General features: G+C 68.1%; 12 protein-coding genes (1 of these 12 running past the window's edge). 10 read left to right on the top strand and 2 right to left on the bottom strand.

Translation table 11 applies throughout. The features are described from left to right. Window positions 1-554: the 3' portion of a LysR family transcriptional regulator gene (locus ACAM42_RS00915; protein ID WP_062470498.1), read on the top strand. Its footprint begins 418 nt before the window's first position; only the last 554 of its 972 coding nucleotides appear in the window; the start codon falls outside the window, past its left edge; its stop codon occupies window positions 552-554. Window positions 555-604: 50 nt separating this feature from the next. Here ACAM42_RS00915 and ACAM42_RS00910 read toward each other — a convergent pair whose 3' ends face one another. After that, window positions 605-778 (bottom strand): hypothetical protein, encoded by a 174-nt coding sequence (locus ACAM42_RS00910; protein ID WP_167394953.1) that lies wholly within the window; start codon window positions 776-778, stop codon window positions 605-607. Window positions 779-907: 129 nt separating this feature from the next. Here ACAM42_RS00910 and ACAM42_RS00905 point away from each other — a divergent pair, with 129 nt between their 5' ends. Next, window positions 908-1,714, top strand: a complete 807-nt coding sequence (locus tag ACAM42_RS00905; RefSeq protein ID WP_369630845.1) for a metallophosphoesterase — start codon at window positions 908-910, stop codon at window positions 1,712-1,714. A 16-nt stretch (window positions 1,715-1,730) separates the two neighbouring features. Here ACAM42_RS00905 and ACAM42_RS00900 read toward each other — a convergent pair whose 3' ends face one another. Continuing rightward, entirely contained in the window at window positions 1,731-2,465 is a 735-nt protein-coding gene (locus ACAM42_RS00900; protein ID WP_062470492.1) for a GntR family transcriptional regulator, read from the bottom strand. Window positions 2,466-2,762: 297 nt separating this feature from the next. Here ACAM42_RS00900 and ACAM42_RS00895 point away from each other — a divergent pair, with 297 nt between their 5' ends. The 8 genes from ACAM42_RS00895 (at window position 2,763) to ACAM42_RS00860 (ending at window position 10,549) form a co-directional block, all read left to right on the top strand. Further along, the gene (locus ACAM42_RS00895; protein ID WP_369630844.1) at window positions 2,763-4,100 is read left to right on the top strand and encodes a Rieske 2Fe-2S domain-containing protein; all 1,338 of its coding nucleotides are present in this window, start codon (window positions 2,763-2,765) and stop codon (window positions 4,098-4,100) included. Between the two features lie 10 nt (window positions 4,101-4,110). Then, on the top strand, window positions 4,111-5,559 hold the full coding sequence (locus ACAM42_RS00890; protein WP_369630843.1) for a glutamine synthetase family protein: 1,449 nt from the start codon (window positions 4,111-4,113) through the stop codon (window positions 5,557-5,559). 8 nt (window positions 5,560-5,567) lie between these two features. Further along, window positions 5,568-5,891, top strand: a complete 324-nt coding sequence (locus ACAM42_RS00885) for a 2Fe-2S iron-sulfur cluster-binding protein (protein WP_062470484.1) — start codon at window positions 5,568-5,570, stop codon at window positions 5,889-5,891. 97 nt (window positions 5,892-5,988) lie between these two features. Then, the gene (locus ACAM42_RS00880; protein ID WP_253252441.1) at window positions 5,989-7,191 is read left to right on the top strand and encodes an ABC transporter substrate-binding protein; all 1,203 of its coding nucleotides are present in this window, start codon (window positions 5,989-5,991) and stop codon (window positions 7,189-7,191) included. 50 nt (window positions 7,192-7,241) lie between these two features. Then, on the top strand, window positions 7,242-8,102 hold the full coding sequence (locus tag ACAM42_RS00875; protein ID WP_062470478.1) for a branched-chain amino acid ABC transporter permease: 861 nt from the start codon (window positions 7,242-7,244) through the stop codon (window positions 8,100-8,102). Next, entirely contained in the window at window positions 8,099-9,061 is a 963-nt protein-coding gene (locus tag ACAM42_RS00870; protein ID WP_307696760.1) for a branched-chain amino acid ABC transporter permease, read from the top strand. Before ACAM42_RS00875 ends, ACAM42_RS00870 begins: the two co-directional genes overlap by 4 nt. Continuing rightward, entirely contained in the window at window positions 9,058-9,828 is a 771-nt protein-coding gene (locus ACAM42_RS00865; RefSeq protein WP_369630842.1) for an ABC transporter ATP-binding protein, read from the top strand. The genes ACAM42_RS00870 and ACAM42_RS00865 overlap by 4 nt, the downstream gene beginning before the upstream one ends. Then, window positions 9,821-10,549 (top strand): ABC transporter ATP-binding protein, encoded by a 729-nt coding sequence (locus tag ACAM42_RS00860; RefSeq protein ID WP_369630841.1) that lies wholly within the window; start codon window positions 9,821-9,823, stop codon window positions 10,547-10,549. The genes ACAM42_RS00865 and ACAM42_RS00860 overlap by 8 nt, the downstream gene beginning before the upstream one ends.

The raw sequence follows: 10,549 nt of genomic DNA, 5'->3' as shown, positions 1-10,549 counted from the left end.
GCCGCATGCTGGAGCACGAAGAAGTCGACATGGCGATCGGGTACTTTCCCGCCGTGATCGCGAGCCTCGCGGCGCGCGGCCAGTCGGGGGTGGGGGTGCCGTTCGAGACCCAGCGGCTCTACCTGGGCCAGTATGTCTGCGTGATGCGACGCGGCCATCCGCTGGCCAGCGCACCGCTGACGCTCGACAGCTACTGCACGGCGCGGCACCTGCTGGTGAGCTTTTCGGGGCGGCCGTACGGCTTCATCGACCAGACGCTGGGCGCCATGGGGCGCGAGCGGCGGATCGCGGTGACGGTAAACCAGTTCTTCACCGCCGGGCGCGTGGTCGCGAACTCGGACCTGCTGGCGGTGCTGCCGCGTCACTTCGTGAGCGTGACGGGCATCGAGAATCAGCTGGTGGTGCGGGACCTGCCCTTCGACCAGCCGCCGGTGCACGTGGATGCCATCTGGCACCGGCGCGCCCAGCATGGGCATTCGCACGAGTGGCTGCGCACGGCGCTGTTGCGCTCGGCGGCCGCGGCGTTTGCGGGCTCGGTCCACGGGCAGGCGTGACCTGCCCTTGGATCCCGGGTGCGCCGCACGGGGCGGCTCGCGTCAGCGAATTACCTGACGACGCTGAGCCAGGCGGAAGCCGCCGCACGCAGCTCTTGCGCGTGGTGCGCACCGCGACCGGCACGGCTGTCGGCGCTTTCCATCAGCGCGGCAGCGTGGCTGGCGGGGGTCTGGCTCGGCGACGAACGGAAGAAACGGGCCACTTGGGCAAGAAGACTGAACATGACGGTGCGCGGCTTGTGGCTGCGACGGGGTTGATTAACGATGGATGTAGATTAAGGGTAATCCCTAGTAAAGCAAGCCCCAAGTTATGCATCTCACGCATAGTGCGATTCACCTAGACTGACCCGACGATGAAGCTGCAACTGCTCTCCGACCTCCACCTGGAATCCCATCCGCGCTTCCACGCCGACCCCATCCCGGGCGCCGACCTGCTCGTGCTCGGCGGCGACATCGGCTCCTACCAGGAAGGCTCCCGCCTGGCGGACACCGATTTCGGCCTGGGCCGCTACTCGCCGCGCAACGGCTGGCCGACGCCGGTGGTCTACGTGCCGGGCAACCATGAGTACGACAACCTCGATTTCGACGCCACGCACGCGCGCCTGCGTGCGCTGTGCGAGGAGCTCGGCATCCTCTGGCTGGAGCGCGAGACGCTGGTCATCGAAGGCATCCGCTTCATCGGCACCACGCTGTGGGCCGATTTCGACGCGCTGGTCGAGCCCCGCGACGGCCTCGCCGAGGCGCTCAAGAAGCGCGGCAAGGCGATGCGCGCGGCCGATTTCTACCTCGAGAAAATGGCCGGCACACGCGACGGCAAGCCCTTCATGGCGGCCGAAATGAGAGAGCAAGCGCTCACCTGCCAGGCCTGGTTGCGTGATGCGCTGGCCCAGCCTTACGACGGCACGACGGTGGCCATCACCCATTTCGCGCCCAGCTTGGCGAGCGCCGATCCCCGCTATGGGCTCACGCCCGGCACCGCGGGTTTCTGCAATTCGCTCGACGAGTTGCTGCCGCACGCGCAGCTGTGGCTGCACGGCCACCTGCATTGCCCGTTCGACTATGTGAAGGACGGCTGCCGCGTGGTCGCCAATCCGCTGGGCTACCGCAGCAACGGCGAGCAAGAGGGCTACCAGCCCCAGCTGCTGATCGAGATCCGCTGACCGGCCGTTTTGCCGCTCAGGCGGTGCGCCCCTTGGCCACGAGCCGGATGCCCGGCATGAGCTCGGCCGCGAGTTCGGGCCGCTCCAGCGCGTAGTCGAGGTTCATGCGCGCGATCTCGACGTGCTCCTCGCCGAGCGCCTGGGCGCGCGAGCCCTGGCCGCGCTCGATGGCCTGCACCATCGCATGGTGCGTGCGGTGCGCCTGGCGCATCCACTGCTGGCCCTCCTCCATCGACGACTGCATGGGCAGCATCGCGCTGGGCGCGGCGAAGGGCTGGCCGCCGAGCATGTCCATCACGCGCTTGAGCGCGAGGTTGCCGCAGCCTTCGAGAATCAGCCGGTGGAAGCGGTCGTTCATCTCGACGTACGCCGCGTAGTCGTCGATCTCCATGCTGGGCTTGTTGACGGCGCGGTCGCCGTCTTCCAGGCAGTCCTTCAGGTCGCGCAGCAACTGGCGCGACACGCCGTCTTCCGCCAGCAGGCGGGCGGCAAAGCCCTCGATCACGCCGCGCACGCGGATGGCGTCGGCCACTTCCTGCGAGGTGAAGCGGCGCATCTGGTAGCCGCCGCTGGGCGACTGCTCGATGAGGCCTTCGTGCTCGAGGCTGGCCAGCGCCAGGCGCACCGGCGTGCGCGAGGCCCCGAGCTTCTCGGCCAGCGGGATCTCGGCCAGCCGCTCTCCAGGCACGAATTCGCCCTTGAGGATCAGGTCGCGCAGTTGCACGAGCACGCGGGATTGTTGGGAGTCCATCGGGAGGCGCCAGGGCAACAAGGAGAGGGATGAATGGGCGGATTCTAGGAGACCCGCCCGCCACTGCACGCAGCATAGCCAAACGGGCGCGGTTGTTGCATGCACTGCAAACAGAAGTGTGTCAAAAACACACAATCACCTCAGAGTTAACCCTATATATGGCCGCTTCAAGCCCCAAAACAGGGCGAATCAGACGATGAAAGTTTGACCTTTGTCAAAAATCACCAAGACAATGCATACAACTGCATGCAATGCCTGCAGGCCTTCTGACAAAGACCTCTCGATGGAGCCCGCACGATGATCAGCGCCGAGCAAAACGATTTCATCACCCGCGTCGGACCCGGCGCCCCCGCCGGCAAGCTGCTGCGCCGCTACTGGCAGCCAGTGGCCCTGGCCGACGAACTGGCGGGCCCGCGCCCGGTCAAGCCCGTGAAGCTCATGGGTCAGGACTTCGTGCTGTTCCGCGACGAGAGCGGCCAGCTCGGCATGCTCGACCGCGACTGCCCGCACCGCGGTGCCGACCTGGCCTTCGGCCGGCTGGAAAACGGCGGCATCCGCTGCGCCTTCCACGGCTGGCTGTTCGACGCCAAGGGCAACTGCCTGGAGACCCCCGCCGAGCCGGCCACCAGCAAGCTGTGCAGCCGCATCAAGCAGTCGGCCTACCCGGTGGTCGAGAAGGCCGGCATCGTCTTCGCGTACATCGGCGAGGGCGAGCCCCCGGCCTTCCCCGACTTCGACTGCTACGTCGCGCCCGACAGCCACACCTTCGCGTTCAAGGGCCTCTTCGAATGCAACTGGCTGCAGGCGCTCGAAGTGGGCATCGACCCCGCGCACGCCTCGTACCTGCACCGCTTCTTCGAGGACGAAGACACCTCCGAGAGCTACGGCAAGCAGTTCCGCGGCGCCTCGGCCGACTCCGACATGCCCATCACCAAGGTGCTGCGCGAGTACGACCGGCCCGACATCAGCGTCGAGCCCACCGACTACGGCTTCCGCCTCAAGGCGCTGCGCAAGCTCTCCGAAGACACCACCCACGTGCGCGTGACCAACGTGGTGTTCCCGCAGGCCTTCGTGATCCCCATGAGCGCCGAGATGACCATCTCGCAGTGGCATGTGCCCGTGGACGACACGCACTGCTACTGGTATGCCGTGTTCACCAGCTTCACCGGCCCGGTCGACAAGCAGCAGATGCGCGACCAGCGCCTGAAGCTGTACGAGCTGCCCGACTACACCTCGCGCAAGAACAAGCGCAACAACTACGGCTACAGCATCAAAGAGCAGCTGACCGAGACCTACACCGGCATGGGCGACGACATCAACGTGCACGACCAGTGGGCGGTGGAGTCGCAGGGCGCCATCCAGGACCGCACGCGCGAGCATCTGGGCAGCACCGACAAGGGGATCATTGCCTACCGCCGCGTGCTGGTGAAGGCCATCGAGGCCACGCTCGCCGGCGAAACCGCGCCGATGCTCATCGACGCCGCACAGGCCAGCGCCATGACCGGCCCGCCGTCGATCGACGGCATCGGCAAGGTGGTCGATGAAGCCGCCACCGAGGCCTACTGGCAGGACGCCGACCGCGCGCGCCGCCTGAAGTCCGACTGGGCGTCCGCACGCCTGGCCGCCACGGCCTGAGCACGCCGCCATGAGCAGCACCAACACCTTCGTCGACCGCTTCGATCTCTGGTCGGCCGACCAGCATGCGCAGGCGCGCGAACTCGTGCGCCGCATCGACAGCGGCGAGGTGGACACCGTCCGCTTCGCCTGGCCCGACCAGCACGGCCTGCTGCGCGGCAAGACCCTGGTCGCGGGCGAGGCGCGCTCGGCCCTGTGGGAGGGCGTGAACCTCACCTCCACCCTGCTGGCCAAGGACACCTCGCACAAGACCGTGTTCCCCGTGTTCACGCAGGGCGGCGGCTTCGCCATCGAGGGCCTGCAGGGCGGCGCCGACTTCACCATCGTGGCCGACCCCGCCACCTTCAAGGTGCTGCCCTGGGCACCGCGCACCGGCTGGATCCTGTGCGACGCCTACATGGCCGACGGCCGGCCCTGCCCCTTCGCCACGCGGCAGATCCTGCAGCGCGCGGTGGCCCAACTCGACGAACTCGGGCTGGACTTCATCGCCGGCCTCGAGGTCGAGTTCCATGTGTTCAAGCTCGAAGACGCGCGCATGGGCCTGCCCGACTCGGGCCAGCCCGGCGAACCGCCGCGCGTGTCGCTGCTCTCGCACGGCCACCAGTACCTGACCGAGCTGCGCTACGACCGCGTCGACGGCCTCATGGAACTGCTGCGCTCGCAGCTCGTGGCGCTCGGCCTGCCGCTGCGCTCGCTGGAGATCGAGTTCGGCCCGAGCCAGTTCGAGCTCACCTTCGGCCCCACGGCCGGCGTGACGCCCGCCGACACCATGGTGCTGCTGCGCAGCGCCATCAAGCAGATCTGCCAGCGCGCCGGCCTGCACGCCACCTTCATGTGCCGCCCGAAGATCCCGAACGTGATGTCCAGCGGCTGGCACCTGCACCAGTCGCTGCGCCGCAAGAGCGACGGCGTGAACGCCTTCATGCCCGAGGCCGGCGGGCGCGACCTCAGCGAGATCGGCATGCACTACCTCGGCGGCCTGAAGGCGCACGCCTGCGGCGCAGCGGCACTGGCCAGCCCGACGATCAACGGCTACCGCCGCTACCGCCCCTTCTCGCTCGCGCCCGACCGCGCGATCTGGGCCCGCGACAACCGCGGCGCGATGTTGCGCGTGCTCGGCGGCCCGGGCCAGAACGCCTCGCGCATCGAGAACCGCGTGGGCGAGCCGACGGCCAACCCGTACCTGTACCTCGCGTCGCAGTTGTTCTCGGGCCTGGACGGCATCCGCAACAAGACCGACCCCGGCCCCTCGGCCGATGCGCCGTACGAAACACCGGCGGAGCAACTGCCGCGATCGCTCGGCGACGCCCTCGCCTGCCTGCGCCGCGACGAGATGCTCAACACGCAGATGGGCAAGACCTTCGTCGACTACCTGTGCCACATCAAGGAAGCGGAAATCGCCCGCTTCAACCTCGAAGTCTCGGAGTGGGAACACCGCGAGTACTTCGACATGTTCTGAACCCTTCAATGCCCACGATCCACTACATCCTCAAGGACGGCACCACGCGCGAGGTCGACGCCAAGGTCGGCGCCAGCGTGATGGAGACCGCCATCCGCGGCAACGTGCGCGGCATCGATGCCGAGTGCGGCGGCTGCTGCTCGTGCGCGACCTGCCACGTCTACGTCGACGACGCGTTCCTCGAACTGCTGCCGCCGCCCGACGACATGGAAAGCGCGCTGCTCGATGCCGTCGCGTCCGAGCGCCGGCCCGGTTCGCGCCTGAGTTGCCAGCTCAGCGTGAGCGCCGCCCTCGATGGCCTCACGGTGCGTGTGCCCGATACACAGGTCTGACCAACGCGTCGGGCATCATCGCCCGCTGCCAAACATCCGGTTACAAGCCAGCGGCGCCCGTGCGGCGCATTCCACTCCCACTGAAAGGCGTTTTTTCATGACGACGACGATGACCAAGCGAACCCTCCTCTCGACCCTGCTGCTCGCCGGCCTCGGCATGGCGGGAGCCGCTCAAGCCCAGACCACGGAGCCGCTGCGCATCGGCCTCATCGCGACCTACTCCGGCCCCTACGCCGACTACGGCCGCCAGTTCGATGCCGGCATCGCGCTCTATCTGAAGGAGCACGGCGGCAAGGTGGGCGGTCGCACCGTCGAGATCATCAAGAAAGACACCGCCGGCCCCGCGCCCGACGCCGCCAAGCGCATCGCGCAGGAGCTCATCGTGCGCGACAAGGTGAACGTGCTCACCGGCCTGGATTTCAGCCCCAACGCCTACGCCGTGGGCGCCATCGCCACGCAGGCCAAGATCCCCACGCTGGTGATGAACGCCGCCTCTTCGGCCATCACCACCAGCTCGCCCTACGTGGCGCGCCTGTCGTTCACCGTGCAGCAGGTCACCGACCCGATGGCGCGCTACATGCTCAAGCAGGGCGTGAAGGACGCCTACACCGTGGTTGCCGACTACGCCTCGGGCGTCGATGCCGAGACCGCGTTCAAGAAGGCCTTCACCGCCGGCGGCGGCAAGGTCTCGGGCGAGGTGCGCACGCCGATGAACAACCCCGACTTCTCGGCCTACGTGCAGCGCATCAAGGACGCCAAGCCCCAGGCCGTGTTCTTCTTCTTCCCCTCGGGCGTGATGCCGCCGGCCTTCCTCAAGGTGTGGAAGGAGCGCGGCATGGAGCAGGCCGGCATCAAGCTGTTCGCCACCGGCGAAGCCACCGACGACAGCTACCTGGACGCCACCGGCGACGTGGCGCTGGGCCTCGTGACCAGCCACCACTACTCGTTCGCGCACAACTCGCCCAAGAACCAGAAGTTCGTGAAGGACTTCGCCGCCGACAACGGCACCAAGCTGCGCCCCAGCTACTTCGCCGTGACCGCCTACGACACCATGGCCGCCATCGACCTGGCGCTGGCCAAGACCAAGGGCGACACCGGCGGCGACAAGTTCATGGACGCGCTCAAGGGCCTGAGCTTCGAGAGCCCGCGCGGCCCGATCGAGATCGACGCCGCCACGCGCGACATCGTGCAGACCGTCTACATCCGCAAGACCGAGCGCGCCAACGGCCAGCTGGTGAACGTGGAGTTCGACAAGTTCGAGCGCGTCAAGGACCCGGCCAAGGAAGCCGCTCCCAAGTAAGCCAACGCCAGCCAGCACGCAGCAAGCAGCAAGCAGCAAGCAGGAAATTCATGGGTATCGTGATCTTCGATGGAGTGGCCTACGGCATGCTCCTGTTTCTCATCGGCGTGGGCCTGTCCATCACGATGGGACTCATGAATTTCGTCAACCTCGCGCACGGCAGTTTCGCGATGGTCGGCGGCTACGCGGCCAGCGTGCTCATGAACCAGTGGGGCCTGGGCTTCGGGCTCTCGCTGGCGGCGGCCTTCGTGGCGGCGGCGGTGGTGGGCGCGGTGCTGGAGTTCGTGTTCTACCGGCGGCTGTACCGCGCGCACCCCCTCGATCAGGTGCTGCTGTCGATCGGCGTGGTGTTCGTCTCGATCGCCGCCTTCACCTACTTCTTCGGCCCGACGATGCAGCCCTTCACGCTGCCGAAGGCACTCGAGGGCCAGGTGTCGCTGCTGGGCCTCGAAGTGGGCCGCTACCGCCTGTTCCTCATCGGCTGCGGCGTGGCCGTGCTGGTCGCGCTGCTGCTGGGCCTGGGCAAGACGCGCTACGGCGCCATGGTGCGCGCCGCCGTCGACAACCAGCGCGTGGCGGGCGGCACGGGCATCCACGTGCAGCGCCTGTTCTTCCTGACCTTCTCGCTGGGCTGCGGCCTGGCGGGCCTGGGCGGCGCGCTGAGCCTGGGCATGCTGGGGCTGGAGCCGTCGTTCCCGCTCAAGTACCTCGTCTACTTCCTGATGGTGGTGTGCGTGGGCGGTGCGGGCACCGTCACCGGTCCCTTCATCGCGGCGCTGCTGGTCGGCATCGTCGACGTGGCGGGCAAGTACTACCTGCCTGAAACGGGCGCCTTTCTCATCTACGTGTTCATGATCGTCATGCTGCTGGTGCGCCCGAACGGCATCGTCGCCAAGAAGGGGCTCGCATGAAGCCGCTGAGCCTGTCCCCCGCACAACTGCGCGTGGCCGAAATCGCCTTCTGGCTCGCGCTCGCCTCGAGCTTCTTCCTGTTGCCCGACAAGCTCACGCTGATGAGCCAGATCATGATCTTCGGGCTCTTTGCCGTGTCGCTGGACATGGCGCTGGGCTACGCGGGCATCCTCACCGTGGGCCACGCGGCCTTCTTCGGCGCGGGCGCGTATGCGGCCGGCCTGCTCGCCAAGTACGGCTGGAGCGAGCCCTTCACCGGCCTGGCGTTCGCGCTCGCCGTGTGCGGCCTGCTGGGCTACGTGCTGAGCTACCTCGTGGTGCGCGGCGCCGACCTCACGCGGCTGATGATCACCATCGGCGTGTGCGTGCTGCTGTTCGAGCTGGCCAACCGGCTCTCGGGCATCACGGGCGGCACCGACGGCCTGCAGGGCGTGGTGATCGCGCCCGTGCTGGGCCTGTTCGACTTCGACCTCTACGGCAAGACCGCGTTCGGCTACGCCTTCGGCGTGGTGCTCGCGATGTTCCTGCTGGTGCGGCTGGTGCTGCGCTCGCCCTTCGGCCTGGCGCTGCGCGGCATCCACGACAGCCGCAAGCGCATGACGGCCATCGGCTCGCCGGTGGAAGCGCGGCTGCGCATGGCCTACGCGATGTCGGCCGCGGTGGCCGGCGTGGCGGGCGCGCTGCTGGCGCAGACCACGCAGTTCGTCGGCATCGAATCGATCAGCTTCAACCGCTCGGCCGAAGTGCTGATCATCCTCGTGCTCGGCGGCACCGGGCGGCTGTATGGCGGCCTCATCGGCGCCATCGTCTACATGCTGGTGCACGACTGGTTCGCCGACATGAACCCGCAGTACTGGATGTTCTGGCTCGGCATCTTCCTGATCGCGGCCGTCATGCTCGGACGCGGCGGCATCATGGGCGCGCTCTCGCGCGTGGTGCGCACGGGGAAGGCGCGATGAGTACGACCACCACCACGCACGCCTTGCGCACGCAGAACCTGGGCATCCGCTTCGGCGCCTTCCAGGCCGTGAGCGAGGTCAACCTGTCGCTCGAGCCCGGTGCGCGGCAGGCGCTGATCGGCCCCAACGGCGCCGGCAAGACCACGCTCATCAACCTGCTCACGGGCGTGTTCAAGCCCACCAGCGGATCGATCCGCCTGGGCGAGCGCGACATCACGCGCCTGCCCGGCGACAAGCGCGCCCGCATGGGGCTGGCGCGCACCTTCCAGATCAACACGCTGTTCCCCAGCCTCACGCCGCTCTTGTCGGTGGTGCTGGCCATCAGCGAGCGCGAAGGCCTGGGCGCCACCTGGTGGCGGCCGCTCAAGGGCTGCACCGCCGTGTTCGACGAAGCGCATGCGCTGCTGGCCACGCTGAAGCTCGACGCCCTGGCCGACGTGCCCGTGGCCGAGCTGGCCTACGGCAAGCAGCGGCTGCTCGAGATCGCGCTGGCGCTCGCCGCCAAGCCCCGCATCCTGCTGCTCGACGAGCCCGCCGCCGGCGTGCCGGAGGACGAGAGCGGCGAACTCTTCGAAGCCATCGCGGCGCTGCCGGCCGACATCAGCGTGCTCTTCATCGAGCACGACATGAAGCTCGTGTTCCGCTTCGCGCGCCGCATCTCGGTGCTGGTGGGCGGACGCATCCTCACCGAAGGCACGCCCGCCGAGATCGGCGCCGACCCGCGCGTGCGCGAGGTCTACCTGGGAAGCTCGCACCACCATGGCTGAATCCGCCGCACTCGCCTTCGACCGCGTCACCGCCGGCTACGGCAACGCCGTGGTCCTCGACCGCCTCGATTTCTCGCTGCGGCCCGGCGAAAGCCTGGCCATCCTCGGGCGCAACGGCGTGGGCAAGACCACGCTGCTCGAAACGCTGATGGGCAACACCCGCGTGATGCAGGGCGCGATCCGCTGGCAGGGCGCCGACATCACGCGCTGGCCCGCGCACCAGCGCGCGCGCGCGGGGCTGGGCTGGGTGCCGCAGGAGCGCGAGGTGTTCCCCTCGCTCACGGTGGAAGAAAACCTCACGGTGATCGCCCGTCCCGGCAGCTGGACCTTGCAACGCGTCTACGAATTCTTTCCGCGCCTGCGCGAGCGGCGCGGCAACTACGGCAACCAGCTCTCGGGCGGCGAGCAGCAGATGCTCGCCATCGGCCGCGCGCTCATGACCAACCCGAAGCTGCTGCTGCTCGACGAGCCGATGGAAGGCCTCGCGCCGATCATCGTGGAAGAGCTGGCCGCGGCGATCCGGCGCCTGTGCGAATCGGAAGGCCTGGCCTCGATCGTGGTGGAGCAGCATCCGGTGCTGGCCCTGGACATGACTCACCAGGCGATCGTGCTGGAGCGCGGCACCGTCGTGCACGCCGGCCCGAGCGCAGAACTCGCGGCCGACAAGGAACTGCTCGAAGGTTTGCTGGGCGTCGGCATCGCCGAAGCGCCGGCCGGCTGA

This window comes from Variovorax sp. V35 (assembly GCF_041154465.1).
Classification (GTDB): Bacteria; Pseudomonadota; Gammaproteobacteria; order Burkholderiales; family Burkholderiaceae_C; genus Variovorax; species Variovorax boronicumulans.
The sequence above is the reverse complement of the archived record's forward strand: the minus strand, read 5'-3'. Positions and strand labels throughout refer to the sequence as shown.